Raw genomic sequence first — 25,913 nt, forward strand, 5'->3', positions numbered from 1 at the left:
TCAGCGAAACGTTTCTCTTACTTTTTTTTGTGCATTGTCATCATTCTTTCATTATTTTGGTGCAAAACCAGAATGCTGATCTCATTTTTATGCTTATGATATTTTATGCATTACTCAGCATAAAAAATGATATCCGGCAGAGGCTGTGACAGATAATCTGGAACAGTTCAACCTGATGAGCTATGGTAGAAAAGTCCCTGCTACGGCGCAGGCCAGCCGGGGCAAGGGTGAGAGGCGGGGATATATCTCTACTTGGCCTGGCGCATAACTGTGCAGTTGTTGTTTGATGAACTGCGGGATTTGTGCGACCGATCGAGACACGTTTAAAAATGGCTTGCCATTATTAACGTTGTATGTGATAACACGGTTTGGGTTAAACGAGGTACAGTTCTGTTTATGTGTGGCATTTTCAGTAAAGAAGTCCTGAGTAAACACGTTGACGTTGAATACCGCTTCTCTGCCGAACCTTATATTAGTGCCTCAAGCAGTAATGTCTCAGTTTTATCTATGTTATGCCTGCGGGCGAAGAAAATACTCTAAGGAATTTTGCAAATGGCAAAGATTAAAGGTCAAGTTAAGTGGTTCAACGAGTCTAAAGGTTTTGGTTTCATTACTCCGGCTGATGGCAGCAAAGACGTGTTCGTACACTTCTCCGCTATCCAGGGTAACGGCTTCAAAACTCTGGCTGAAGGCCAGAACGTTGAGTTCGAAATTCAGGACGGCCAGAAAGGTCCGGCTGCTGTTAACGTAACAGCTATCTGATCGACACCACTGATTTGAAGCGCTCAGGCGCAACCAATTCAGATATAAAGCCTCGCTTATGCGGGGCTTTTTAATTCAAATTACGTCAAAATATTTCTGAATGCCTCTCCATTAGTGCTTTGTTGCAAAGGCGTGATGTTCGTAGCATTGTTTTCCCCGCTTTCTCCCGGCAATTCCCGTTAAATCAGTCACCTGAAAAACTATCTTGCTGGAGCCCCGGTGAAAAAGAAAAACGACGGCGATGCGCGCAATTTTACTCCCGTACGTTTTGCCCTGCTTTGTGTGGCAATATTGTTGAGTCTGGGATTGTTGCTTGGTCGGGTTGCGTGGTTACAAATCGTCACCCCTACGAGTCTGGTCAAGCAGGAGGATATGCGTTCGTTACGTGAAGTCACAATCGCCTCACCGCGCGGGATGATTACCGACAGAGAAGGACGTCCCCTCGCAGTAAGCGTGCCGGTGAATGCAGTTTGGGCCGATCCCAAGACCATTATTAGCAAGGGGGGCGTGGGTTATAACGAGCGTTGGCAAGCACTGGCCCGAACCCTGCATCTGTCACTCAGTTCACTGGCGGAACGTGTAAACAGTAACCCTACCGGACGCTTTATCTATCTGGCACGACAGATTTCTCCGCAGCAGGCAGAGTGGGTCGATGATCTTAATCTCCCGGGGATCAATCTGCGCGAAGAATCTCGCCGTTTCTATCCCGCAGGTCATGTGGCGGCGAATCTCATCGGCTTTACGAACATTGATGGACAAGGTATTGAAGGCCTGGAGAAAAGCTTCAACAGTCAGTTGATGGGTAAACCCGGCTCTCGTCTTGTGCGCAAAGACAAGTTTGGGCATGTGATTGAAAATATCACGGAAGTGATGCCGGTCCCCGCGCACGAATTGCAGCTCAGTATTGATGAGCGTTTGCAGACGGTGACTGAAGATGCGCTGGACAATGCCGTGACATGGAATAAAGCGGATTCTGGTGCGGCGGTGCTGGTAAGTATTGCCACCGGTGAAATCCTGTCGATGGCAAGTTTTCCCGATTTTAACCCTAATAACCGCGAAGGCGCGGTACTGGATGATTTCCGCAACCGTGCAATTAGTGACACCTTTGAGCCGGGCTCAACCGTAAAACCATTAGTGATCATGACCGCTCTCCAGCAGGGGATTGTGCAGCCTGACAGCGTGATTGATACCCACCCCTTTAATGTTGATGGTCATCGTATCCGCGACGTCGGGTTTTACCCTGAGCTATCGCTTACCGGTATTTTGCAGAAATCAAGCGATACTGGTGTGTCGCACCTTTCGCTGGCAATGCCGGTACAGAAACTGCTGGATACCTATAAAAGCTTCGGCTTCGGTGATCCAACTGGCTTAGGTCTCACCGGAGAAAGTAGCGGCTTAATGCCCCAGCGACGTTACTGGAGCGATTTGGACCGCGCGACCTTTGCATTCGGCTACGGGTTAATGGTGACACCGCTCCAACTGGCACATGTCTATGCCACTATCGGCAGTTTTGGCGTCTACCGACCGCTTTCAATTACACGTATCGACCCACCGGTGATCGGAACTCGTGTAATGCCAGAGGCGCTGGTGCATCAGGTTGAACATATGATGGAAAGCGTTGCGCTACCCGGCGGCGGTGGGACCAAGGCTGCGGTGAGGGATTATCGTGTTGCGGTGAAAACCGGGACGGCAAAAAAAATAGGCGATGACGGTAAGTACGTCGATAAATACGTGGCTTATACGGCAGGGGTTGCCCCTGCCAGTGATCCGAAATTCGCGCTGGTCGTGGTGATAAATAACCCACAAAACGGCGCTTACTACGGCGGTGCGGTATCGGCCCCGGTGTTCAGCCAGATCATGGGGGATGTCCTGCGTCTGGAAAACGTGAAACCCGACGGGATGCCAGCCGATTCTGACCATCTGCTGGTGATGCATGGTAGTAGCCTGGCCTCACCGTCGCTGTAAGTTATTTTCGCGGGGCGCGAATCGCGTTACACTTGCGCCCTTAAATCACCAGCCGGAGTTGTCATGTCGTTTTCCTGTCCCCTTTGTCATCAGCCTCTTACTCAAGCGAATAACAGTTTTGTGTGCCCTGGACGGCATCAGTTTGACGTGGCAAAAGAGGGGTATGTCAACCTGATGCCGGTTCAGCATAAGCGGTCGCGCGATCCGGGTGACAGTGCGGAAATGATGCAGGCTCGCCGGGCATTTCTGGATGCCGGGCACTATCAACCGCTGCGCGATGCGATTGTGAACGCGCTCAGCGAGAGGCTGGGAACAAGTCATGTGTCGATTCTGGATATCGGCTGTGGGGAAGGGTACTACACCCGCGCTTTCGCGGATGCGATAGCGAATGGCTCGACCTTTGGTCTGGACGTTTCGAAGGTGGCGATTAAGGCTGCAGCCCGGCGCTATCCACAAGTGACTTTTTGCGTTGCCTCAAGCCATCGTCTGCCGTTTGCCAATGCGTCAATGGACGCCATCATCAGGATCTACGCACCCTGCAAAGCGCAAGAGTTGGCTCGTGTGGTTAAACCGGGTGGGTGGGTGATTACGGCAACGCCAGGCCCACGGCATTTAATGGAGCTTAAGGGGCTGATTTATGATGAGGTGCGTCTGCATGCGCCTCATACAGAGCAGCTTGACGGCTTTGTCCTGCAACAGAGTATTGCACTGGGGTATCCGATGCAGCTCAATGGTAGTGAGGCGGTCGCATTACTGCAAATGACGCCGTTTGCCTGGCGAGCAAAACCGGAAGTCTGGGAGGCGTTGGCGGAGAAATCGGTATTTGACTGCCAGACAGACTTTAGTATTCATATCTGGCAACGTGTAGATTAACCGTGAAAGTGTGCCCAGAGAATCTGGGCACCGATACCAATCAGGACTACCCCACCCAGAATTTCCGCGCGTTTGCCCAACATCGGGCCAATAAAACGCCCGATCATCATCCCGAGAGTAGACATAATTAATGTGGCGCAGCCGATAGCAAGCGCAGTCGCGATGATGTTCACCTGAAGAAAGGCCAGACCTACGCCGACGGCCATTGCATCGAGACTGGTGGCGATTGCGGTGGTAACCAGTAGCCAAAAACCGTGGCGGCGCTGTGGCTCTTCGTCTTCATCGCCATTGTCGCGGAAACCTTCGATTATCATTCGGCCACCTAAAAAGATCAGCAGGATGAAGGCGATCCAGTGGTTCCACTCCAACACGAATTTGCTGGCAAGCATGCCCATTCCCCAGCCAATCAGCGGCGTAAGGGTCTCGACTGCGCCAAAAATAAGGCCGGTACGCAGGGCTTCAGAGAATTTAGGTTTATGTAAGGTGGCGCCTTTGCCAATTGATGCCGCGAAAGCATCCATCGACATGCCGAAAGCGAGAAAAACAGTTGCGGTGATATTCATAACAGCGTCCTGACCGGGGTATTCCATAAAACACATCACTGCCCCCAGTAACCATGCACACTGAGCGGACCCACTGTCTATACAGAGCCATTCAAATATGCATTGCAGTTGATGTGCCTATGGTCTCGCCTGACTAAACGTGATGTTCAGTCCGTACGTGCCACGTTTTTCAACGAGTATGTTGACACGTACATTTCCGGAGTCTGGAAATCGGCTACTCCCCAACGACGGGCGCAACCTTAACATATTTTTGGAATATAAAACAAGAAACGCAGAAATATTATTTGACTTCTAAATGAAAACAATTTTCATTTAGGTTTATTTATAGATAAAACGTTAAGTTAAATAACATATGGGCGGGGGGGATATAGCCTTAGCTATGTTTGTTTTTCACTGAGATATAAAAAACATAGTTCAGGCTATATTTGTAAGTTATTGGTTTGAAATGAGAAGTTTATATATCTTCTCCAGGTCGTCTATATTTCGTACGCGGATAAGCAATCGTCTCTGCTCTAATTGCATCACCAGTACACCATCTTCTGATAAATTCATCTCTTTAATCCGGTTATATTCAATCCAGACATTGGCGAAGAAAAAACCTTTTGGTTTGAAAATAATTTTGGGCGTACGGATCCAGAACAGATACAACCCCATTAACACCAGTGCACATAATAACCATGTGGTGAATTGTGCTCCGTGGCTGGTGATGTTGTTGTAGATCAGAATAACAATCAAGCCTATGAAGATAACGCTGTCGACTCGACTGCGTGGAAGCAGGGCAACAGTAAGTAGAGTGGGGCCATTACGGCGGGGCATGATGAACTGATCGTAAATGGCATACGCCAGCAGCGATAAGATAAAAAGAACCAGCACCAGGTCCGTGATAGTCATGAATCCTCAACCCTCTAAATAGAAAAACCGGGGGCAAGCCCCCGGTGATTTACAACAGTCTTACAGGCCGAGCAGGCCGACAGCGTAGCCCGCAATACCGATGATGAAGAAACCAACGATGATCCACAGCGGGTTTACTTTCTTACGCAGAAGCCACATACAGGCGAAGGTCAGCAGCAGAGGAACCAGGCCCGGCATCAGCTGGTCAAGGATTGTCTGCACGGTGGTCACACGCGTCTGGCCATCCTGACCGGTGATAGTGGAAACCACCAGTGGGATATTCACATGTGTCCACTTGTTAACCAAGGCCCCCATAACAAACAGACCGAGGATTGACGCCCCCTCAGTCAATTTCTGCAGGAAGCCGCCGCCCATATCTTTAACGATATCTACGCCTTTACGATAGCCGTATGCCACGCCGTAGTAACGGGTTGCCAGACGTACCAGGTTGAACAGGATAAAGAACAGCAGTGGCCCAAGCAGGCTACCGCTCATTGCGATGCCCGCGCCGAGTGCGGCGAATACCGGACGCACTGTACCCCAGAAAATCGGGTCACCTACGCCTGCCAGTGGCCCCATCAGACCAACTTTGATACCGTTGATAGCACCATCATCAATCTCTGCGCCATTCGCACGCTGTTCTTCCATTGCCAGTGTAACGCCCAAAACCGGTGCCGCTACATAAGGATGGGTGTTAAAGAATTCCAGGTGACGCTTAATAGCCTGCTTACGTGCGTCGTTGTTTTCCGGGTACAAGCGACGGATAGCCGGTACCATGGAGAAACAGAAGCCCAGCGCCTGCATACGTTCGAAGTTCCATGAACCCTGAAACAGGTTAGAACGAATGAACACGCCACGAATGTCACTCGGAGTGAGTTTTTTCTCGGTGGTAGTTTTAGTCATATCAACCATTTCGCTCACCTGCTAGTCCAGTTCGTTATCAAGATCGTTGTTACCCGCCGCCTGTACTGGCGCACCGGCTACGCGGTTATATTTCGGGCTCAGCTGAATGTAGAGGATGGCCATTACGGCACCAATCACACCCAGAGCAACCAGGTTGAAGTTAGTAAATGCCGCGGTGACGAAGCCAAGGTAGAAGAACGGCATCAGGTAGCCTGCGCGCATCATGTTGATGACCATCGCATAACCCACTACGACGATCATGCCACCAGCAATATTCAGGCCGCCGGTAACGACTTCCGGAATCGCGTTCAGCATGCTCTGAACTTCACTGGTACCGACAGAAATCGCTACGATTACCGCCGGGATAGCGATACGCATAGCCTGCAGGAACAGGGAGGAAACGTGCAGCCAGGAGAGCGCCGTCAGGTTGCCGTTTTCGGCCGCCTTATCCGCCGCGTGCTGGAAGGCTACGGTGATGGTACGAACGATAATGGTCAGAACCTGGCCTGCAGCTGCCAGCGGGATGGCCAGCGCGATACCTGCACCGATACTTTGGTGACCCGCAATAACCAGAACGGTAGAGATAATGGAAGCCAGTGCGGCATCAGGTGCAACCGCAGCACCGATGTTCATCCAGCCCAGAGCGATCATTTCCAGGGTACCACCGATGATAATACCGGTTTTCATATCCCCGAGAACGGCACCAATCAGCGTACAGGCCACCAATGGACGGTGGAACTGAAATTCATCGAGTACCGACTCCATACCCGCGATACATGCGACGATGAACACCAGCACAATCTGAAGAGTGGTAATCTCCATTGTACTTCTCCTATTGCTATACAGACTTAAGTGTGAAAACTAAGTAAATGCCAGGTGGTTATTTCGCCTTGGCAATCAAATCCATCATTTTCAGTTTCTGATCGGTAGAAACCTTACGGGCTTCGAGCTCAATACCGCGTTCGTTGAGTTTCTTGAAGGCTTCGATGTCTTTTTCATCCACCGAAATCGCGTTGTTTACCTGCGTTTTACCCTGGCGGAATGCCATGCCGCCAATGTTAACAGAGGTAATTTTTACGCCACCTTCGACGATGCGTTCTACATCGGTAGGGTTGGTGAACAGCAGCATTACACGCTCACCAGCGTATTTCGGGTTGTTATAGACGCGGATCATTTTCGCGACATCAACCACGTGTGCTGTAACACCTGGCGGTGCGACCTGAGTCAGCAACGTCTTACGCACGGTATCAGCAGCGACTTCATCGCTGACGACAATAATGCGCGTTACGTTTGTTTCTTTGGTCCAGCGGGTTGCCACCTGACCGTGGATTAAACGGTCATCAATACGCGCGAGGCCGATCTGCATATAGTCGTTCGGGCCCATCGGTTTCGCGGGTGCCGCTGCTTTAGGTGCTGCGACGGGGGCAGGTGCGGCTTTTTCAACAGGTTTTGCTTTCAGCGCTTTTACGCCTTCGCTACCCGTTTCAACCGCCAGTGCGACTAATTCGTCGAAGCTGGGGTTGTCATCACGCGCCATGAAGGTTTCTACCAGCATGGGAATGTTCACGCCTGCGATAACTTCGTAATGCTCTTTATCGACGACAATGCGGCTCGCAGCGTTAAACGGGCTGCCTCCCCATGTGTCAACGAGAAACAGCACGCCTTTACTGGTATCCAGTTTTGCTAACTGAGCGTTATACTTTTCAATCAGCGTTTCGGCATTTTCGCCTGGAACGAAATCGATCCAGCCGACGTTTTCCTGCTCGCCTAACAACATCTCTGCTGTTTTAAGTAACTGCTCTGCAGCCCAACCATGTGTGCCTATTACAATAGCAATGGTCACTTGCTACCTCCTTTATTATCGTTAACACATCAACGTGAAGATGCATTTTGAATCGCTCGTCCGCAATCGAATCGATTCAGATAAGGGTTACAAAGAAAAACCTATGATTTTCGTGAATTATTTTAGATATCGAAAAAAATATTTTATGTGATGAAGATCCGTAATTTAACTTCCGATCATAAGAAATTTCGAAGGGTGAAATATCTCCGAAACAACTTATTGCAAAGGAAGGTAAATCTTTGCTAAAAACCAGTTGTCTCTGTTATGTTTAGCATCTGTTTAATTACTCAGGAGTATAGGGCAGTAGCCCACCATATGGATCGTCACCGACGTCATTTCACCTTTAGGCTGTATCAAGCCTGTCAGTTTGGCACTTTTTGCCACAAACTTTATCTGCATATTGCTTTAACGCCTGAGATGTTCAGGGCGCAGTTTGATCATTCCTTAAGCAGGAGCTTGTCATGGAACTCTTAATGGACCCGCAGATTTGGGTGGGTTTGCTCACGCTTGTTGTTCTCGAAATTGTTCTGGGTATCGATAACCTGGTCTTCATTGCAATTCTTGCCGATAAGCTGCCACCGAAACAGCGAGATAAAGCGCGTCTCATTGGTTTGTCACTGGCGCTGATTATGCGTCTGGGCCTGCTGTCTGTTATTTCGTGGATGGTGACGCTGACAAAACCGCTGTTTACGGTCATGGACTACGCGTTTTCCGGGCGAGATTTGATTATGCTGCTGGGGGGTATCTTCCTCTTGTTCAAGGCTACGACAGAGCTGCATGAGCGGCTGGAAAACCGTGAACATGATACCGGGCAGTCAAAAGGCTATGCGAGTTTCTGGGTCGTGGTGACGCAGATTGTTATCCTGGATGCGGTGTTCTCACTGGATGCGGTCATTACTGCTGTCGGTATGGTCAACCATCTGCCGGTGATGATGGCGGCGGTGGTTATTGCGATGGCGGTGATGCTGCTGGCGTCGAAGCCGCTGACGCGATTTGTAAACCAACATCCGACGGTTGTGGTGCTGTGTCTGAGCTTCCTGCTGATGATCGGTTTGAGCCTGGTTGCCGAAGGGTTTGGCTTCCATATTCCGAAAGGTTATCTGTACGCGGCGATTGGCTTCTCAATTATTATCGAACTGTTTAACCAGATTGCCCGTCGTAACTTTATTCGCCACCAGTCGACACTGCCGCTTCGTGCGCGTACTGCGGATGCAATCTTGCGTCTGATGGGGGGTAAACGTCAGGCCAGCGTGCAGATGGAATCCGACAATCCGGTGCCCGTTCCGGTCCCGGAAGGCGCGTTTGTGGAAGAAGAACGCTATATGATCAACGGTGTTCTCTCACTGGCATCCCGTTCATTACGCGGCATCATGACACCTCGTGGTGAAATTAGTTGGGTCGACGCCGATCTGAGCGTAGCGGAAATTCGCGAACAGTTGCTTTCTTCTCCACACAGCCTGTTCCCGGTGTGTCGTGGCGAGCTTGATGAAATTATCGGTATCGTGCGTGCTAAAGAGCTGCTGGTGGCGCTGGAAGATGGTGTGGATGTTGCAGCGATTGCGTCTGCCTCGCCGGCAATTGTCGTCCCGGAAACGCTGGACCCGATTAATCTGCTAGGCGTGCTGCGTCGTGCCCGCGGTAGCTTTGTCATCGTTACTAACGAATTTGGTGTGGTGCAGGGGCTGGTAACACCGCTGGACGTATTAGAAGCGATCGCTGGTGAGTTCCCGGATGCTGATGAAACCCCTGAAATCATTGCTGACGCCGGTGGCTGGTTGGTGAAAGGGGGAACCGATCTGCACGCGCTGCAACAGGCGCTGGATGTGGATACGCTGGTGGATGAGGACGAAGACATCGCCACCGTAGCGGGGCTGGTGATTGCGGCTAACGGTCACATCCCGCGTGTCGGTGATGTTATTGAGGTCGCACCGCTGAGCATTACGATTGTCGAAGCCAATGACTATCGTGTGGATTTAGTTCGCATTGTTAAAGAACAACCCGCTCACGACGAAGACGAGTAAACGGAGTTAGCGAAACGGCATAATGGGCATGGTATGGCGCCCGTTATGTCTGGCGGGTGGTGGTGTACTGCCCGCCAGCCATTTGGGAAAATCACGAAGTGGCATCGGTTTCGCATACAAAAAACCCTGCAAGATATGTACACCATGACGGCGTAAATGCTGCGCCTGTGCCTGCGTTTCTACGCCTTCAGCCACCAGTTCGATATTCAGCCTTTTTCCCAGCGCGATAATGATGTCTGTGACGGTTGAATTCACGGCGTCGGTTCCAATCGCCGAAGTAAATGATTTATCAATTTTCAGCACATCCGGGCGCAATTTTTCCAGCCAGGAGAGCGAACTGTTTCCGGTACCAAAATCGTCAATCGCCAGCTTAACGCCGAGGCGATTCAACTCGCGCACGATCCGATAATCCACATCCAGTAAGGCATCGCGTTCGGTCAATTCAATAACCAGTTGCTGGATGGGATGCTGGCTGAACCAGTACTGATTGAGGTCTTTTAACAGCGTACCGTGGCGGAAATGGCTGGCGGCAACATTGATACCGATATGAAACTGACTACTCATCGGAAAAACGTGTCGTTGCTGAATGGTTTCTGCGATGACATGACGGGTAAGAGGGACGATCAGGTTGTGCTCTTCGGCGATAGGAATAAACACTTCCGGCGAAATCCAGCCCTGGCGCGGGTTGTTCCAGCGTAACAGAATTTCTACACCCATACATTGCTGAGTCTGTGCGTTCAGCAGTGGCTGACAAAACAACTCGAACTCGTGCGCCGCGAGAGCCAGATTAATCTCCCAGGAAAAACTCATCCTGCTGGCGGTTGCCAGCCAGGCAAGATATCCCACCAACAGGCTCAGGATCACTGCCAGCGGTAGTTGTGTCGGCAGATGTTTGATCGCCAATTCACTGGCACCTGGGCCGGTGACGCTGATCGTGAAGGGAAAATGTTGCGATGAAAGCTGATAACGTTTTTCATCGTTCAGTGCAGGCAAGGTCTCGACAACACCTTGTCCGTAGAGCAGGTGGCGGTTACCGACGGTTAAACTGGCGTTGGTGATTTGCGGTGGTTGGGGTTCCAGCAACATGGTCGACAATAAATCAATATTGACGATTTCCACCACTCCATTTTCGCCATCCGCGGAGGCCGGATACCACTGCGTCAGAATAGGACTACCTTTAATTAGCGAATGGTCGGTGGACAACAGCAGTTGTGCCTCCCGGCTTGGTAATTCAGGTTGAATTTGTCGGATAGGCACATTGCGATAGCCAAAGATACTGGAGCAATAAAGAATCCCCCCCTGAATCAGACTGATGGAGCGCACTGTTTGTAGTCTGGCAGCATGCTTGCTCAAGGGTAAACGCGCCACAGAACAGGGAAGACCAATCAACGGGAGCAGCATATCGCGCCCGGCCTGCAGTGGGAGCAGCACATCATCCAGTGCTTCAACGGCATGATTAGCAAAAGTGACGGTGTAACGGTGATTTATATTACGCTCCGAAATAAATCGGACCGTTAATGTGAGTATGAGCGTCAGTAGTGCACATATTGTGCAGACGATTAAGCGATTACGGCGATAGTTTTGAATGATCCGTTGTGCTGTTTGCATGCGGGCCGCCCGATAAGCCGTTGGTCCCAGAAGCCAACAGCAACAGAGCAAGTGTAGTGGGGAAAATTACAGTAGACGAGCGAGAAGGGGTAAATTCGCCCATCCGTCGCAGATGGGCGAAAATTAAGTATTAGTCACACTGGACTTTGATTGCCAGGCCACCGCGTGATGTTTCGCGGTATTTGGCATTCATATCTTTGCCTGTTTCGTACATTGTTTCGATGACTTTATCCAGCGAGACGCGCGGTGCGCTGGTACGACGCATTGCCATACGTGCGGCGTTAATCGCCTTCACGGACGCAATAGCGTTACGTTCAATGCACGGAACCTGCACCTGTCCGGCAACCGGATCGCAGGTTAAGCCCAGGTTGTGCTCCATACCAATCTCGGCAGCCACACAAACTTGTTCCGGACTCGCGCCCAGTAGCTCAGCCAGACCAGCAGCAGCCATGGAACATGCCACACCGACTTCACCCTGACAGCCTACTTCGGCGCCAGAGATAGAGGCGTTCATCTTGTACAACGCACCAATTGCCCCCGCCGCCAGGAAATAACGGGTGTAGATATCCGGGCTGACAGATTCAATAAAGTGATCGTAGTAAGCCAGAACGGCAGGCACGATCCCGCAGGCACCGTTAGTGGGTGCTGTTACTACGCGGCCACCCGCAGCGTTTTCTTCGTTAACGGCCAGCGCAAACATGTTCACCCAGTCGATCACGTTCATCGGATCGTTGGAGAGCTTGTCGCTGGAGACCAACATACGACGCAGGGCGGAGGCACGACGAGGAACGCGCAGCGGTCCAGGCAGAACGCCTTCGGTGTTCATCCCACGATCGATACAGGCCTGCATGGTTTGCCAGACGTTGCCGAAGTAATCTTCAATCTCTTTCTTGCTGTGCAGTGCGAGTTCGTTCTGCATCACCATGCCAGAGAGAGACAGACCGGTGCTGTTGCAGTATTCCAGCATTTCGGTCGCGGATTTGAACGGATAAGGTACGCTGACCTCATTCGCTGCATCCTGGCCAAAATGTTCTTCATCAACGATGAACCCACCGCCAATGGAATAGTACGTTTTGCTGTAAATGACGGTTTCGCCGTTGTACGCATGGATCTGCATTCCGTTTTCATGCAACGGCAAATTGCCGTTGTGAAAACGCATGCCGTCATTCTGTGGGAAATCCACTTCGTGTTGACCCTGCGCAAGCAGCAGGCGTCCACGCGCTTCTACATCGCGGATAAATCCGGGGATGCTGTCAATGTCAACGGTAGCAGGCTCATTGCCCGCCAGACCCATAATAATGGCGATATCGGTGTGGTGACCTTTACCCGTGAGCGACAGTGAACCATACACGTCGACGGCAACACGGGTAACGCTGTCCAGTAATCCTTTTTCGACCAGGTCATCGACGAACTGTTTACCCGCCTTCATAGGCCCTACGGTATGGGAAGATGAGGGACCAATCCCCACCTTAAACATGTCGAATAGACTAATCACGATAATACTCCTACAGGGCGACTGGGCTTTCCAGTAACGATGTTATAACTGCGCATAGTGTAAGAGGGAACGCGGCGATCGGCTTAACTATTCACATGAATTAAACTAATAGATAACCGCGGTTTTACTAATGTTGTGACTTGAGTTTCAAGTTGTCTATGGCGTGAGTAAAGATAAGTATAGTCAGGGCTTCACGCCAATTTGCAGCGCCAGCTCACGAATTATTCCGGCGGTCATTCCCCAGACGAAATAGTGTTCATACCAGGAAAGCCACACACGATGTGAATCGCCACGACGGTAGATATCGAGGGGATGGTAACGACCTAAATGCAGGGCTTGCGCCAACGGCATTTCAAACACCGCTGAAACCTCATCTTCACTGGCTCGATACGGTAAATTGGGAGGGATGATGCCCACCACCGGTGTGACCTGGAACCCGGTCACACTATCAACCGGCGGTAGTACGCCAATGACCTCAACGGATGAAGGCGGAATTGCCACTTCTTCCTGGGCTTCACGCAGTGCGGCGGCAATCAGCGAAGCATCGCTGCTGTCCACCGCGCCCCCAGGAAAGGCGACCTGCCCGGCATGTTTTCGCAAATGAACGGAGCGCTGGGTCAATAGCAACCCCGGCTGTGGGCGACGGACGATAGGGATCAGTACGGCGGCCTGGCGTTGGTTTAGCGCATCATGATTTACCTGCGGGCGCAGGAGTTGAAAACGTGATAAAAAATCATCAAGCGTCAGGCTGCTGTTTTCCACGTGTCAGTTCTCCAGTTGATGCAAAATACGATTCACTTTATCAAATGTTTCCTGATATTCCGCGTCTTCCTGACTGTCCGCTACAATGCCGCCGCCAGCTGAACAGTACAACTGCCCGCCGGTCGCTGTCAGGGTGCGAATGGTGATACTGGTATCCATATTGCCGCAAAAGCTCAGATAACCGATGCTACCGCACCAGGCGTTACGACGTTGTGGCTCCAGCTCATCAATAATTTCCATTGCCCGCACTTTTGGTGCGCCTGTAATGGAGCCACCAGGGAAGGCTGCACGTAATAGATCGGTCGCGTGCAGCGTCTGTGGCAAACGTGCGGTGATGGTACTGACCAGATGATGTACGGCCGGGAAGGGTTCAACCACAAACAGTTCCGGAACCTTAACCGAGCCTGGAACGGCGACGCGTCCGATATCGTTACGCATCAAATCGACGATCATCAGGTTTTCCGCCCGATCCTTTGGCGAATTTGCCAGCTTGTCGGCTTGCTGGCGATCGGCATCAGGATCGTCCAGTCTGGGTAGCGTGCCTTTGATGGGGCGCGTCTGGATATGCTGATTTTCCAGTTGGATAAAGCGCTCCGGTGACAGGCTGAGGATCGCCCCGTCTTCCAGGCGTATAAACGCACTGAATGGCGCGCGGTTGGCGCGATTGAGCTGCACAAACGCTTGCCATTCATCGCCCTGATACTGCGCCTGAAAACGTTGGGCCAGGTTGACCTGATAGCAGTCGCCGCTGTGCAGATAGTGCTGCACCTGACGAAACTTTTCGCCGTATTGCGCACGGCTCATATTCGAGCGCCATACCGACGTTAATGTAAAGGGCTCGCGTACCGGCGGCAGTTGATTTTCAAGCCAGGCCAGACGGGCATGTACATCGCTATGGCTAAGCAGTGATACAGTTTGTAGCTGGTGATCGACAATCAACGCCCAGTCATAGATACCGACGGCCATATCCGGCAGGGCGATATCGCATTCGGCGATATTCGGCAGCGATTCAAAGCGGCGGCCCAGATCGTAGCCAAACAGACCCAGTGCGCCGCCCTGGAACGGTAAGTCGGGATGATATTCAGGCTGAATAGCCAGGGCGGTTAGCGTTGAATGTAATACTGTCATCGGGTCATCAGGCGTGCGCAAAATGCCTTGCCTGTCCTTGACCACAGTCTCCTGAGCACGCGTGACCAGCGTCGCTAAGGGGTCGGCGACCAGAATATCAAAACGGTTATGCGGATGATCGGCATGACCTGAATGTAACAGCATCGCCCACGGATGCTGGCTTAAGGTCGAAAAATAGCGTTCAGCGGCGTCCTGACACCAGGGTAATGTGATTACTGCGGGAGATAACGTCTTCATCAGTCCTGACTCGTTGCTACTCTACTGGCTAACTGCCCGGTAGCATGAAATAATTAGCGCAGACAATTTAGCAGGAGTTAACAATGTTTGCAGGTTTACCTTCACTCAGTCATGAGCAGCAGCAAAAAGCAGTAGAGCGTATTCAGGAACTGATGTCGCAGGGGATGAGCAGCGGACAAGCGATTGCTCTGGTTGCTGAAGAGCTACGCGCCAGCCATACCGGTGAACGGATCGTGGCGCGTTTTGAAGATGAAGACGAGTAACGCTGCTTAAACCGCAGCGATAATCTTGATCTCGACTTTGTATTTCGGGTTCATCAACCCGGCCTGTACCGTACAACGTACCGGCGCGTGACCGGCAACGACCCACGCATCCCAGGCTTTATTCATTGCGGCAAAATCACTTTTGTCTGCCAGAAAAAGGGTGGCATCAAGGATTCGTGACTTGTTGCTACCCTGTTTTTCCAGCACTGCATCAATTTGTGCCAGCGTATTTGCAGTTTGTTCAAAGGCATCTGCATCCAGGTTCTCCGGTACGCCGGTGTAGTACAACGTGTTGTTATGGATAACCACGTCAGACCAACGTGCTTCGGCATCAATGCGCACAATCGTCATAAATCATTCCTTATTTACATTTTTCTTCATGGGCTTCAGATTGCGCCAAGACTGCCATAATGTTGCGCCCGCGTCACCTCTTCAACTGGCGAAAGACCCGCCGGCCTGACATAATCCCTGTTCAAATGAACAGGGGGCAGTGTGACGGACGATTTTGCAGCAGACGGTCAATTGGCTAAAGCGATACCGGGTTTTAAACCGCGTGAACCACAGCGACAGATGGCGATTGCTGTCAGTCATGCCATTGAAAAATCACAACCGCTTGTTGTAGAAGCCGGCACTGGCACAGGTAAAACATACGCTTATCTCGCCCCGGCGCTTCGCGCTGGAAAGAAAGTGATCGTGTCGACGGGATCGAAAGCGTTGCAGGATCAGCTCTACAGTCGCGATCTTCCCACCGTTGCCAAAGCACTGAAATTCACCGGTAAGCTGGCGTTGCTAAAAGGGCGCTCCAACTACCTGTGTCTGGAACGCCTCGAACAGCAGGCGCTGGCGGGGGGTGATCTGCCGGTACAAACGTTAAGCGATGTCATACTGCTGCGCTCATGGTCAAATCAAACGCTTGATGGGGATATCAGCACCTGTGTCAGCGTGGCGGAAGATTCACAGGCCTGGCCACTGGTGACCAGCACTAACGATAACTGCCTTGGCAGCGACTGCCCGCTGTATAAAGAGTGCTTCGTCGTCAAAGCCCGTAAAAAAGCAATGGATGCAGATGTGGTGGTGGTCAACCACCATCTGTTTCTCGCCGATATGGTGGTGAAAGAGAGTGGATTTGGTGAATTAATCCCCGAGGCAGATGTGATGATCTTCGATGAAGCCCATCAGCTACCGGATATCGCCAGCCAGTACTTTGGTCAATCACTTTCCAGCCGGCAACTACTCGACCTGGCGAAAGACATTACGATTGCGTATCGCACAGAATTGAAAGACACACAACAGCTACAAAAATGCGCCGATCGTCTGGCGCAAAGCGCGCAGGACTTTCGCTTACAGCTCGGCGAGCCCGGCTATCGCGGAAACCTCCGAGAGCTGTTGGCTGACCAACGTGTGCAACGGGCGTTTCTACTTCTTGATGACACCCTTGAGCTGTGCTACGACGTGGCGAAATTGTCCCTCGGGCGCTCTGCGCTGCTGGATGCCGCGTTTGAGCGCGCCACGCTGTACCGTGCCCGATTAAAACGCCTGAAAGAGATCAATCAGCCAGGATTCAGTTACTGGTATGAATGTACGTCCCGGCATTTTACGCTCGCATTGACGCCGCTTACTGTGGCCGACAAATTCAAAGAAGTGATGGAACAAAAGCCGGGGTGCTGGATATTCACCTCCGCGACATTGTCGGTAAACGACGATCTTCACCATTTTACGGCGCGGTTAGGCATTGATGAAGCAGAGTCGATGTTGTTGCCGAGCCCCTTTGATTACACGCGTCAGGCACTGCTGTGCGTACCACGCAATCTGCCGCAAACCAACCAGCCTGGCGCGGCGCGTCAACTGGCTGCTATGTTGCGCCCTATTATTGAAGCGAACAACGGGCGCTGCTTTATGCTGTGTACCTCGCATGCAATGATGCGCGATCTGGCGGAGCAATTCCGTGCCACCATGACGCTTCCCGTACTTTTACAGGGCGAAACCAGTAAAGGGCAACTGCTGCAACAGTTTGTCAGCGCAGGGAATGCCTTGCTGGTTGCCACCAGTAGTTTCTGGGAAGGGGTAGACGTGCGTGGCGATACGCTGTCGCTGGTGATTATCGATAAATTGCCGTTTACCTCCCCGGACGATCCGCTGTTAAAAGCACGGATGGAAGACTGCCGCCTGCGCGGCGGCGATCCTTTCGAAGAGGTTCAGCTCCCGGATGCGGTGATCACGCTGAAACAGGGGGTAGGGCGACTGATCCGTGATGCTGACGATCGCGGTGTGCTGGTGATTTGTGATAACCGCCTGGTGATGCGACCTTATGGCGCGACCTTCCTGGCAAGCCTTCCGCCTGCGCCACGCACGCGTGATATTGCGCGTGCTGTTCGCTTTCTTGCGATACCATCGGCTGAGTAATTTGTTACGGAGTGTGGTAAGATGCGCGCCAAATTTATTGATCTGATCACAAATACCCATGCGAATTCTGGCTATCGATACCGCCACAGAGGCGTGCTCTGTTGCCCTGTGGAATGACGGTACTATCAAGGCTCACTTCGAGCTTTGCCCACGAGAACATACCCAACGAATTTTGCCGATGGTCCAGGATATCCTGGCCGCTGGCGATTTAACGCTCACCGATATTGATGCCCTGGCATTTGGTCGCGGCCCCGGCAGTTTCACTGGTGTACGCATCGGTATTGGTATCGCTCAGGGGCTGGCGCTAGGGGCGAATTTACCGATGATCGGGGTTTCTACTCTGATGACAATGGCACAGGGTGCCTGGCGTAAATCCGGTGCGACACGCGTGCTGGCAGCGATTGATGCTCGTATGGGTGAAGTTTACTGGGCTGAATACCAGCGTGATGATGATGGCATCTGGCACGGCGAAGAGACAGAAGCGGTGCTAACGCCGGAGCAGGTACACGATCGCCTGCTGCAGCTTTCTGGCGACTGGCTAACCGTTGGCACGGGCTGGCCAGCCTGGCCTGAACTCGGCAAAGACAGTGGTCTGACGCTGAACGATGGCGACGTATTGCTTCCAGCGGCAGAAGATATGCTGCCTGTCGCGACGCAAATGCTGGCATGTGGCAAGACCGTGGCTGTTGAACATGCTGAACCGGTTTATTTACGTAACACCGTGGCGTGGAAGAAACTTCCTGGTAAAGAATGAATCTTAGTAGTAAATCCCCCGGTTAATACGAACAGCCACCGATGTGCTGTTGTCTGAACGTGCCGGGGCAGGCGCTAAGAAAAGGGAGTCGCAACATGGTGGTCCAAAAGCAGTTAATGAAAGGTGTACTGGCAGGCGTATTGGCGTTATCGCTAAGCGGCTGTGTCACCATCCCGGATGCGATTAAAGGTTCGAGCCCGACACCGCAGCAGGATCTGGTGCGAGTGATGAATGCGCCGCAGTTGTACGTCGGACAAGAAGCACGTTTTGGCGGTAAGGTGGTGGATATTCAAAACCAGCAGGGGAAATCCCGACTGGAGATCGCCACTATGCCGCTCGATAGCGGGGCACGACCGATTCTGGGCGAAGCGTCACGCGGGCGGATTTATGCCGATGTTAACGGCTTCCTCGACCCGGTAGATTTTCGTGGTCAACTGGTCACTGTAGTCGGACCCATTAGCGGAACAGTGGACGGAAAAATTGGTAGTACACCGTATAAGTTCATGCTGATGCAGGTAACTGGTTATAAACGCTGGCATATTACCCAGCAGATTGTGATGCCTCCGCAGCCGATTGACCCCTGGTTCTACGGTGCGCGTGGCTGGCCTTACGGTGGCTACGGCGGATGGGGATGGTACAATCCCGGCCCCGCACAGGTTCAGACGATAGTAACAGAGTAACTCTTTGTTTTAATGGTAAAAGAAACAGCGGCTCGTCCGCTGTTTCTGCATTAACGTGGATATAAGAAAAATAAATAGTGACGTGCTTCGCAACCTTGTCGTTGTGTAATAAACAAACTGGTACGCTGAGTTAATATTATGTTAACAGTTTGTTTATTGTCTGGGGTTGTGATGACGACGAATACGCATTTTAGAGGTGATGTATTGAAAAAGGTTTGGCTTAACCGTTATCCCGCAGGTGTTCCCGCGGAGATCAATCCTGACCGTTATCAATCCCTGGTGGAACTCTTCGAACACTCAGTAAGGCGCTATGCCGATCAGCCTGCGTTTATGAACATGGGGGAGGTGATGACCTTCCGCAAGCTCGAAGAGCGCAGTCGGGCATTTGCGGCTTATTTGCAACAAGGACTTGGACTGAAAAAGGGCGATCGCGTGGCACTGATGATGCCCAACCTGTTGCAATATCCTGTTGCACTGTTTGGGATTTTACGTGCCGGCATGATTGTGGTGAACGTTAACCCGCTGTACACACCTCGCGAGCTGGAGCATCAGCTCAACGATAGCGGTGCGTCGGCGATCGTCATTGTCTCTAACTTTGCACACACGCTGGAGAAAGTGGTCGATAAGACCTCGGTTCAACACGTGATTCTGACGCGTATGGGCGATCAGTTGTCGACCGCGAAAGGGACGCTGGTTAACTTCGTCGTGAAGTATATCAAGCGTCTGGTGCCAAAATATCACCTGCCGGATGCCATCTCATTTCGCAGTGCGCTGCAAAACGGCTACCGCATGCAGTATGTAAAGCCGGAAGTCGTGTCTGAAGATTTGGCTTTTCTGCAGTATACCGGTGGTACCACCGGCGTGGCGAAAGGCGCAATGCTTACGCACCGTAACATGCTGGCTAACCTGGAGCAGGTTAACGCCACTTACGGGCCATTGCTGCATCCGGGTAAAGAGCTGGTGGTGACGGCGCTACCGCTGTATCACATTTTCGCGCTCACCATGAACTGCCTGCTGTTTATTGAACTGGGTGGACAAAACCTGCTGATCACTAACCCGCGTGATATTCCGGGGCTGGTGAAAGAGCTGGCAAAATACCCGTTTACCGCGATGACCGGCGTCAATACGTTGTTTAACGCGTTGCTGAATAACAAAGAGTTCCAGCAACTGGACTTTTCGTCGTTGCACCTGTCTGCAGGGGGCGGAATGCCCGTTCAGCAGGCGGTGGCAGAACGCTGGGTGAAGCTGACCGGCCAATATCTGCTGGAAGGTTATGGTCTGACCGAATGTGCTCCACTGGTAAGCGTTAACCCGCACGATATCGACTATCATAGCGGCAGTATCGGGTTACCGGTTCCGTCTACCGAGGTCAAACTGGTGGATGATGACGACAATGAGGTTCCGCCGGGAGAGCCGGGCGAACTGTGTGTTAAAGGACCGCAGGTGATGTTAGGCTACTGGCAGCGCCCGGATGCGACCGATGAAATTGTCAAAAATGGCTGGTTGCACACGGGTGATATCGCAGTAATGGACGACGAAGGCTTCCTGCGTATTGTCGATCGTAAGAAAGATATGATTCTGGTGTCGGGTTTTAACGTTTATCCGAACGAAATTGAAGACGTAGTCATGCAGCACCCTGGCGTTCAGGAAGTGGCCGCTGTCGGCGTACCGTCGGGCAGCAGTGGTGAGGCGGTAAAAATCTTTGTGGTGAAGAAGGATGCTGCGTTAACCGATGAAGCGCTGGTTACTTTTTGCCGTCGTCATCTGACAGGCTACAAAGTTCCGAAACTGGTGGAATTCCGTGATGAGTTGCCGAAATCTAACGTCGGTAAAATTTTGCGACGAGAATTACGTGACGAAGCCCGCAGCAAAGTGGACAATAAAGGCTGAGCGTTAAGACAGCCAGCAGAAAACGCCGGATAATCCGGCGTTTTTTTTGGCGAAAACCTAAGAGAGCACGATTTGAATTATCAAATGATCACTACGGACGACGCGTTAGCCACGCTGTGCGAAGCCGTCCGTGAATTTCCGGCGATAGCCCTGGATACAGAATTTGTTCGCACGCGTACCTACTACCCGCAGTTGGGGCTGATCCAGCTGTTTGATGGCAAACACGTTGCTCTGATTGACCCGCTAGGGATCACCGACTGGTCGCCGCTGCGCGATATCCTGCGTGACACTGCGATTACTAAATTTCTGCATGCCGGAAGTGAAGACCTGGAAGTGTTTCTCAACACGTTTGGTGAACTCCCGCAACCACTGATCGATACACAGATTCTGGCCGCCTTTTGTGGACGCCCGCTGTCGTGGGGCTTTGCTGCAATGGTGGAAGAATTCACCGGGGTGGCTCTGGATAAAAGTGAATCACGCACCGACTGGCTGGCCAGACCGCTGACTGAACGGCAGTGCGAGTATGCGGCGGCAGATGTCTGGTATTTATTACCGATCACCACAAAACTGATGGCAGAAACGGATGCGTCCGGCTGGTTGCCCGCAGCGCTGGACGAATGTCGTTTGATGCAACAGCGTCGTCAGGAAATTCTGGCGCCTGAAGATGCGTGGCGAGAAATTACCAATGCCTGGCAGCTGCGTACCCGTCAACTCGCTTGCCTGCAACTCCTGGCCGACTGGCGGTTACGCAAAGCGCGTGAGCGTGATCTGGCAGTGAACTTCGTGGTGCGCGAAGAACATCTGTGGGCGGTTGCCCGCTATATGCCGGGAAGTCTGGGAGAACTGGATAGCCTGGGCCTCTCAGGCAGTGAAATTCGCTTCCATGGCAAGACGCTGATTTCACTGGTCGAGAAAGCGCAGGCAATGCCGGAGGAAGCATTGCCGCAACCGTTGCTGAATCTGATGGATATGCCGGGTTATCGCAAGGCATTCAAAGCCATTAAAGCCCTGGTGGCCGACGTGAGTGCGGAGCAGAATCTTAGCGTGGAACTCCTTGCTTCGCGTCGTCAAATCAACCAGTTGCTAAACTGGCACTGGAAATTAAAGCCGCAGGCGTCCCTGCCGGAGCTGATTTCCGGTTGGCGTGGCGAACTGATGGCCGACCGCCTCAAGGCGCTGCTGCTGGACTATCCGCAGTAAGCGATCAGGCCGATCGGGTAGGCCATCGCTTATCCGGTCGGTAAAATTCTACAAATCTAGCACCAGGCGTTTGCCTTTGGCGCGTGAACAGCAGATAAGCATGCTCTGCTGGCTGGCTTTTTCGTCGTCGCTAAAGTATTGATCGCGGTGATCCGCTTCCCCTTCAAGAATCGCCGTCTCGCAGGTACCGCACACGCCTTCACGGCACAGACACTCGACTCTGGCAGCTTTGTTATTTTCGATAACCTGCAGAATAGTCATCTCTTGCGGAACGACAAACTCACGTCCGGAACGTGCCAGCACGAGGGTGAACGCATCACCGCTCTTATTCTCTACCGCAAATTGCTCAAAATGCAGCGTATTGTTATCCAGACCGTGGCGTGCGGCCTCGCTTCTTACGGCATCGTTAAGCACGGCCGGGCCGCAGGTATAAATGTGGGTGCCGGGTTCTACATCGGCAAGCAGACGTGCCAGGTCGAGGCGTGTGCCTTCGCTCGAAAGATGCAGATGAATGCGATCGGCCTGGTGGTGCTGTTTCAGTTCATCATGAAACGCGCAGTTTTCCGGGCTGGGTGAGCAGTAATGTAGCTGCCACTCTGCCTGGGCATTTTCGAGTTCCGGGATCTGCGACAGGAAGGGCGTAATACCAATGCCACCAGCAATTAACAGATGCTTTTGCGCCTGCGGTTCGAGGGCGAAAAGATTATTGGGCGTGGAAATCGTCAGCGTATCGCCGGGTTTGACCTGCTGATGCAGGTATCGTGAACCGCCTTTGGAATTCTCCTCCAGGCGCACAGCAATTTGCCAGGTGCGGGTATCTAACGGTGAGCTCATCAACGAGTACGCGTTGCTATAGAGATTTTCGCCATCGCGCATTTGCACGATAATATGGCTGCCTCCCTGGAACGCAGGCAACAGATCGCCTGAGGCAGCCGTTAAGGTGAAGCGCTTTACATGCGCGGTAATCGTTTCAATCTGACTGACCTGAACTTCTCGCATTTGATATTCAGACATTGCGGCACTCCCTAAAAAATCTGTCCGGCGCGGGTTACCCGCCACGCCGGAATCTGTCGTTACAGCCCCTGGCAGAGATATTTCATTTCCAGGTAATCTTCGATACCGTGTTCGGAACCTTCTCGCCCCAACCCTGACTGCTTCACACCCCCGAACGGGGCGACTTCATTCGAGATCAGTCCGGTATTAATCCCGACCATGCCATACTCCAGTTGCTCAGAAACACGCCAGATGCGCGCGGCATCATTGCTGTAGAAGTAGGATGCCAGTCCATAAATGGTGTCATTTGCCTGGCGTATCACATCCTGTTCATCTTCAAATTTCACCAGCGCGGCGACCGGTCCGAATATCTCTTCCTGGAGCAACTGCGTGCCCGACTGCACGTTGCCGATGACGGTGGGCGTAAAATAGTGTCCTCCCAGCGCATGGCGCTGACCTCCGGTTAACAACGTGGCGCCCCGCGTCAACGCGTCATCGAGAAGCGACTGCACTTTGTCTACGGCAGCGGTATTGATTAGCGGACCGATTTGTACGCCGGGTTGCTCACCGTTGCCGACTTTCAGAGCGTCGACCCGGGCCACGAATTTCTCACAAAACGCGTCATAAACAGCCTGATGAATGTAAAAACGGTTCACGCAAACGCAGGTTTGTCCGGCATTGCGGAATTTAGCCACCAGCGCGCCTTCAACGGCTTTGTCGAGATCCGCGTCCTCAAATACGATAAACGGCGCGTTGCCGCCCAGCTCCAGTGAGACCTTTTTGATAGAATCGGAACACTGACGCATCAGTACTCGCCCTACCTCGGTAGAGCCGGTAAACGACAGTTTGCGTACGCGCTCGTCAGCGGTGAACACTGCACCAATTTCGCGAGACTTTCCGGTCACGACATTGATAACACCCGCCGGAATACCGGCCTGACGTGCGAGTTCTGCCAGCGCCAGAGCGGTAAACGGTGTTTCGTTGGCCGGTTTTACTACCATCGTACAACCTGCGGCCAGCGCGGGGCCGGCTTTGCGGGTGATCATTGCCGCAGGGAAGTTCCATGGCGTAATTGCCGCGCAGACTCCGATACCCTGACGGATTACCATCAACCGCTTATCCGCCGTAGGCGAGGGGATTATCTCGCCATTAGTACGTTTAGCCTGCTCGGCAAACCACTCAATAAACGACGCGGCATAGACAATCTCTCCTTCCGCCTCAGCCAGCGGCTTGCCCTGCTCGGCGGTCATGATTTGCGCCAGCGCCGTTTTGTTGTCGAGAATTAAATGATGCCAGGCTTTAAGCAACGTGGAACGTTGGGCTGCGGTCATTGCCCGCCAGGCCGGTAGCGCCTGAGATGCGGCATCAATGGCGCGTTGCGCCTCCGATGTTCCCATGTTGGGAATCTGCCCCAGAACGGCCCCTGTTGCCGGGTTGCTGACCGACAACGTGTTACTGTCATCGGCATCACACCAGTGTCCGGCGATAAACGCCTGCTGGCGAAAAAGTGAAGTCTGAAAAACAGTCATAACGAACTCCTTCGCGGATTAATCCTTAAACACCTGAGCGACCAGATTATGGAAATGGGCAATGCCATGTTCGGAGATTCCGCTACCGCTGGTATCCGCCATAATGCGTCCCTGTCCACGATAGCCACGTGATTTCAGACCTTTTTGTACGCTCTCAACCAGGCGTAAATCCTCAGGGCGGAAGACATTGCGATACCATTCGATCAGCGCTTTTTGCTCTTCGGTCAGCTCTTCATTAGTGAAATAGATGTCGTAGTTTTGCAGTGTGGTTTCTGCATCCACCGGGAATTCATAAATAACGGTCATCATACCTTTGATTGGCGTGACGTTGAGCATGGTGCACGGCCACAACCAGAAGCCGTGGAACGCGGCATCAACCCCTTCTTCGAACTTAAACGACTGCTCAGAGGGTTTGGCAAAACCGTATTGCAGCGTCCAGTTACCGTGCATGGTATGCCAGTAACGGTCAACCTGTACTGAGTCGGAAAAACCAGGGTGGGCCGGACCGCAGTGGTAGCACTCCAGATAGTTATCAACGATATTTTTCCAGTTGGCCGGCGTGCGGGTAGTGAAACGCGCGGCGAGCTTTAGATCGTGCACGTCAGGGCAGGCCTCGACGACTTTGGCTGCCAGTCCCGGAAGCTGATCTTCAACGCTACCGGCGTTCGGGTCCATATTGATGAAGACAAAACCGGCATATTCTTCGAGTCGTACTGGTGTCAGATGAGCCTTCTCACTGTCAAAGTTAGCGACGTTTTCACAGTTACGGGCATGCGCCAGATTGCCATCAAGTTTGAACGCCCACGCGTGGTAGGGGCAGGTAATCACGTTTTTGGCTTTCCCTTCGCCGCTCAGCAGTTGATGACCACGATGCGGGCAGACATTGTAGAAAGCGCGCAGTACATTATCGCGACCACGTACCAGCACGATGTTCTCACCAATCACTTCACGTGTGACATAGTCATTTGGCTTCGCCAGTTCGCTGCTGTGGGCAACACAAATCCAGCTTTTGGCAAACACGTTCTCTTGCTCGTGTTCAAAAGCCTGCTGGTCGGTATAGAACCGTGCCGGGATAGTCCAGGCGTCCTGCGGATTGGCACAAAAATTTTGCGGCAGAATAAACTCAGGGCTCAGATTGCTCATTGGATTA

Annotated in this window: 25 protein-coding genes and 1 riboswitch; of the genes, 12 read left to right on the forward strand and 13 right to left on the reverse strand. The window is 52.3% G+C overall.

Features of this window, described 5'->3' with window-relative positions:
• The first annotated feature begins 396 nt into the window (after positions 1 to 396).
• The 4 genes from QMN38_RS11185 (at position 397) to rlmA (ending at position 3,600) form a co-directional block, all read left to right on the forward strand.
• Complete coding sequence (locus QMN38_RS11185) at positions 397 to 540, forward strand: DUF2627 domain-containing protein (RefSeq protein ID WP_003034983.1); 144 nt, start codon at positions 397 to 399, stop codon at positions 538 to 540.
• 12 nt (positions 541 to 552) lie between these two features.
• Positions 553 to 762, forward strand: a complete 210-nt coding sequence (gene cspE, locus QMN38_RS11190; protein ID WP_001062678.1) for a transcription antiterminator/RNA stability regulator CspE — start codon at positions 553 to 555, stop codon at positions 760 to 762.
• Positions 763 to 981: 219 nt separating this feature from the next.
• Positions 982 to 2,727, forward strand: coding sequence for a peptidoglycan glycosyltransferase FtsI (ftsI, locus tag QMN38_RS11195; protein WP_271449216.1), 1,746 nt, complete (start codon positions 982 to 984; stop codon positions 2,725 to 2,727).
• 63 nt (positions 2,728 to 2,790) lie between these two features.
• The gene (gene rlmA / locus QMN38_RS11200) at positions 2,791 to 3,600 is read left to right on the forward strand and encodes a 23S rRNA (guanine(745)-N(1))-methyltransferase (protein ID WP_323605077.1); all 810 of its coding nucleotides are present in this window, start codon (positions 2,791 to 2,793) and stop codon (positions 3,598 to 3,600) included.
• Here the strand turns inward: rlmA and mntP are convergent.
• The 5 genes from mntP to manX form a co-directional block, all read right to left on the reverse strand.
• Positions 3,597 to 4,163: a manganese efflux pump MntP gene (gene mntP / locus QMN38_RS11205; RefSeq protein WP_271455812.1), complete on the reverse strand. Its 567-nt coding sequence runs from the start codon at positions 4,161 to 4,163 to the stop codon at positions 3,597 to 3,599. The genes rlmA and mntP overlap by 4 nt on opposite strands.
• A gap of 131 nt (positions 4,164 to 4,294) precedes the next feature.
• Positions 4,295 to 4,398, reverse strand: a riboswitch (yybP-ykoY riboswitch).
• Between the two features lie 197 nt (positions 4,399 to 4,595).
• Positions 4,596 to 5,054 carry a DUF986 family protein gene (locus tag QMN38_RS11210; RefSeq protein ID WP_271455104.1) on the reverse strand — a complete coding sequence of 153 codons (459 nt, stop codon included), beginning with the start codon at positions 5,052 to 5,054 and terminating at the stop codon, positions 4,596 to 4,598.
• A 60-nt stretch (positions 5,055 to 5,114) separates the two neighbouring features.
• Entirely contained in the window at positions 5,115 to 5,966 is an 852-nt protein-coding gene (locus QMN38_RS11215; RefSeq protein ID WP_006684184.1) for a PTS mannose transporter subunit IID, read from the reverse strand.
• Positions 5,967 to 5,978: 12 nt separating this feature from the next.
• Positions 5,979 to 6,779: a PTS mannose/fructose/sorbose transporter subunit IIC gene (locus QMN38_RS11220; RefSeq protein ID WP_005122174.1), complete on the reverse strand. Its 801-nt coding sequence runs from the start codon at positions 6,777 to 6,779 to the stop codon at positions 5,979 to 5,981.
• 58 nt (positions 6,780 to 6,837) lie between these two features.
• A complete protein-coding gene (gene manX / locus QMN38_RS11225) occupies positions 6,838 to 7,800 on the reverse strand; it encodes a PTS mannose transporter subunit IIAB (RefSeq protein WP_005122176.1) in 963 nt (320 codons plus the stop codon).
• A gap of 315 nt (positions 7,801 to 8,115) precedes the next feature.
• On the opposite strand from manX, the gene QMN38_RS26990 reads away from it, so the two are divergent.
• Both QMN38_RS26990 and yoaE read left to right on the forward strand, forming a co-directional pair.
• Positions 8,116 to 8,274 (forward strand): protein YoaL, encoded by a 159-nt coding sequence (locus QMN38_RS26990; RefSeq protein ID WP_416348261.1) that lies wholly within the window; start codon positions 8,116 to 8,118, stop codon positions 8,272 to 8,274.
• On the forward strand, positions 8,262 to 9,821 hold the full coding sequence (yoaE, locus tag QMN38_RS11230) for a CNNM family cation transport protein YoaE (protein ID WP_048211405.1): 1,560 nt from the start codon (positions 8,262 to 8,264) through the stop codon (positions 9,819 to 9,821). The genes QMN38_RS26990 and yoaE overlap by 13 nt, the downstream gene beginning before the upstream one ends.
• Positions 9,822 to 9,827: 6 nt before the next feature.
• Here yoaE and QMN38_RS11235 read toward each other — a convergent pair whose 3' ends face one another.
• From QMN38_RS11235 to pabB, 4 genes are all read right to left on the reverse strand, one after another.
• Positions 9,828 to 11,429: an EAL domain-containing protein gene (locus tag QMN38_RS11235; protein ID WP_323605078.1), complete on the reverse strand. Its 1,602-nt coding sequence runs from the start codon at positions 11,427 to 11,429 to the stop codon at positions 9,828 to 9,830.
• Between the two features lie 130 nt (positions 11,430 to 11,559).
• On the reverse strand, positions 11,560 to 12,924 hold the full coding sequence (sdaA, locus tag QMN38_RS11240; RefSeq protein ID WP_271441525.1) for an L-serine ammonia-lyase: 1,365 nt from the start codon (positions 12,922 to 12,924) through the stop codon (positions 11,560 to 11,562).
• 183 nt (positions 12,925 to 13,107) lie between these two features.
• A complete protein-coding gene (locus QMN38_RS11245) occupies positions 13,108 to 13,686 on the reverse strand; it encodes a CoA pyrophosphatase (RefSeq protein ID WP_137381634.1) in 579 nt (192 codons plus the stop codon).
• 3 nt (positions 13,687 to 13,689) lie between these two features.
• Positions 13,690 to 15,051, reverse strand: coding sequence for an aminodeoxychorismate synthase component 1 (pabB, locus tag QMN38_RS11250; RefSeq protein ID WP_323605079.1), 1,362 nt, complete (start codon positions 15,049 to 15,051; stop codon positions 13,690 to 13,692).
• Positions 15,052 to 15,134: 83 nt separating this feature from the next.
• On the opposite strand from pabB, the gene QMN38_RS11255 reads away from it, so the two are divergent.
• On the forward strand, positions 15,135 to 15,314 hold the full coding sequence (locus tag QMN38_RS11255) for a YoaH family protein (protein WP_003020986.1): 180 nt from the start codon (positions 15,135 to 15,137) through the stop codon (positions 15,312 to 15,314).
• Between the two features lie 6 nt (positions 15,315 to 15,320).
• Here QMN38_RS11255 and QMN38_RS11260 read toward each other — a convergent pair whose 3' ends face one another.
• Complete coding sequence (locus QMN38_RS11260; RefSeq protein WP_042307863.1) at positions 15,321 to 15,665, reverse strand: RidA family protein; 345 nt, start codon at positions 15,663 to 15,665, stop codon at positions 15,321 to 15,323.
• A gap of 141 nt (positions 15,666 to 15,806) precedes the next feature.
• Here QMN38_RS11260 and QMN38_RS11265 point away from each other — a divergent pair, with 141 nt between their 5' ends.
• The 5 genes from QMN38_RS11265 to rnd all read left to right on the forward strand — a co-directional run bounded on the left by QMN38_RS11265 (position 15,807) and on the right by rnd (position 22,241).
• Positions 15,807 to 17,717 (forward strand): DNA repair helicase YoaA, encoded by a 1,911-nt coding sequence (locus QMN38_RS11265; RefSeq protein WP_202038440.1) that lies wholly within the window; start codon positions 15,807 to 15,809, stop codon positions 17,715 to 17,717.
• 58 nt (positions 17,718 to 17,775) lie between these two features.
• Positions 17,776 to 18,471 (forward strand): tRNA (adenosine(37)-N6)-threonylcarbamoyltransferase complex dimerization subunit type 1 TsaB, encoded by a 696-nt coding sequence (gene tsaB, locus QMN38_RS11270; protein ID WP_271449220.1) that lies wholly within the window; start codon positions 17,776 to 17,778, stop codon positions 18,469 to 18,471.
• Positions 18,472 to 18,566: 95 nt separating this feature from the next.
• Positions 18,567 to 19,151 carry a Slp family lipoprotein gene (locus QMN38_RS11275; RefSeq protein ID WP_137381866.1) on the forward strand — a complete coding sequence of 195 codons (585 nt, stop codon included), beginning with the start codon at positions 18,567 to 18,569 and terminating at the stop codon, positions 19,149 to 19,151.
• A gap of 204 nt (positions 19,152 to 19,355) precedes the next feature.
• On the forward strand, positions 19,356 to 21,041 hold the full coding sequence (gene fadD / locus QMN38_RS11280; RefSeq protein WP_323605080.1) for a long-chain-fatty-acid--CoA ligase FadD: 1,686 nt from the start codon (positions 19,356 to 19,358) through the stop codon (positions 21,039 to 21,041).
• A gap of 84 nt (positions 21,042 to 21,125) precedes the next feature.
• Positions 21,126 to 22,241, forward strand: coding sequence for a ribonuclease D (gene rnd, locus QMN38_RS11285; protein ID WP_137381639.1), 1,116 nt, complete (start codon positions 21,126 to 21,128; stop codon positions 22,239 to 22,241).
• A 48-nt stretch (positions 22,242 to 22,289) separates the two neighbouring features.
• Here rnd and QMN38_RS11290 read toward each other — a convergent pair whose 3' ends face one another.
• From QMN38_RS11290 to yeaW, 3 genes are read right to left on the reverse strand one after another with little or no spacing between them, the layout of a single operon-like run.
• Positions 22,290 to 23,255, reverse strand: coding sequence for a PDR/VanB family oxidoreductase (locus QMN38_RS11290; RefSeq protein WP_271449222.1), 966 nt, complete (start codon positions 23,253 to 23,255; stop codon positions 22,290 to 22,292).
• 59 nt (positions 23,256 to 23,314) lie between these two features.
• Positions 23,315 to 24,763, reverse strand: coding sequence for an NAD-dependent succinate-semialdehyde dehydrogenase (locus QMN38_RS11295; protein WP_323605081.1), 1,449 nt, complete (start codon positions 24,761 to 24,763; stop codon positions 23,315 to 23,317).
• Between the two features lie 18 nt (positions 24,764 to 24,781).
• The gene (gene yeaW / locus QMN38_RS11300; protein WP_271441520.1) at positions 24,782 to 25,906 is read right to left on the reverse strand and encodes a carnitine monooxygenase, oxygenase subunit YeaW; all 1,125 of its coding nucleotides are present in this window, start codon (positions 25,904 to 25,906) and stop codon (positions 24,782 to 24,784) included.
• Positions 25,907 to 25,913 lie beyond the last annotated feature (7 nt).

This window comes from Citrobacter sp. R-1.5.2 (genome assembly GCF_035064245.1).
In the GTDB taxonomy this organism is placed as follows: domain Bacteria; phylum Pseudomonadota; class Gammaproteobacteria; order Enterobacterales; family Enterobacteriaceae; genus Citrobacter.

Bases quoted from the DNA above. Each gene is read 5' to 3' on its own strand.
- QMN38_RS11185 (WP_003034983.1), top strand. From the start codon at position 397: ATGTGTGGCATTTTCAGTAAAGAAGTCCTGAGTAAACACGTTGACGTT.
- cspE (WP_001062678.1), top strand. From the start codon at position 553: ATGGCAAAGATTAAAGGTCAAGTTAAGTGGTTCAACGAGTCTAAAGGT.
- rlmA (WP_323605077.1), top strand. From the start codon at position 2,791: ATGTCGTTTTCCTGTCCCCTTTGTCATCAGCCTCTTACTCAAGCGAAT.
- mntP (WP_271455812.1), bottom strand. From the start codon at position 4,163: ATGAATATCACCGCAACTGTTTTTCTCGCTTTCGGCATGTCGATGGAT.
- QMN38_RS11210 (WP_271455104.1), bottom strand. From the start codon at position 5,054: ATGACTATCACGGACCTGGTGCTGGTTCTTTTTATCTTATCGCTGCTG.
- QMN38_RS11215 (WP_006684184.1), bottom strand. From the start codon at position 5,966: ATGGTTGATATGACTAAAACTACCACCGAGAAAAAACTCACTCCGAGT.
- QMN38_RS11220 (WP_005122174.1), bottom strand. From the start codon at position 6,779: ATGGAGATTACCACTCTTCAGATTGTGCTGGTGTTCATCGTCGCATGT.
- QMN38_RS26990 (WP_416348261.1), top strand. From the start codon at position 8,116: ATGGATCGTCACCGACGTCATTTCACCTTTAGGCTGTATCAAGCCTGT.
- yoaE (WP_048211405.1), top strand. From the start codon at position 8,262: ATGGAACTCTTAATGGACCCGCAGATTTGGGTGGGTTTGCTCACGCTT.
- QMN38_RS11235 (WP_323605078.1), bottom strand. From the start codon at position 11,429: ATGCAAACAGCACAACGGATCATTCAAAACTATCGCCGTAATCGCTTA.
- pabB (WP_323605079.1), bottom strand. From the start codon at position 15,051: ATGAAGACGTTATCTCCCGCAGTAATCACATTACCCTGGTGTCAGGAC.
- QMN38_RS11255 (WP_003020986.1), top strand. From the start codon at position 15,135: ATGTTTGCAGGTTTACCTTCACTCAGTCATGAGCAGCAGCAAAAAGCA.
- QMN38_RS11260 (WP_042307863.1), bottom strand. From the start codon at position 15,665: ATGACGATTGTGCGCATTGATGCCGAAGCACGTTGGTCTGACGTGGTT.
- tsaB (WP_271449220.1), top strand. From the start codon at position 17,776: ATGCGAATTCTGGCTATCGATACCGCCACAGAGGCGTGCTCTGTTGCC.
- QMN38_RS11275 (WP_137381866.1), top strand. From the start codon at position 18,567: ATGGTGGTCCAAAAGCAGTTAATGAAAGGTGTACTGGCAGGCGTATTG.
- rnd (WP_137381639.1), top strand. From the start codon at position 21,126: ATGATCACTACGGACGACGCGTTAGCCACGCTGTGCGAAGCCGTCCGT.
- QMN38_RS11290 (WP_271449222.1), bottom strand. From the start codon at position 23,255: ATGTCTGAATATCAAATGCGAGAAGTTCAGGTCAGTCAGATTGAAACG.
- QMN38_RS11295 (WP_323605081.1), bottom strand. From the start codon at position 24,763: ATGACTGTTTTTCAGACTTCACTTTTTCGCCAGCAGGCGTTTATCGCC.
- yeaW (WP_271441520.1), bottom strand. From the start codon at position 25,906: ATGAGCAATCTGAGCCCTGAGTTTATTCTGCCGCAAAATTTTTGTGCC.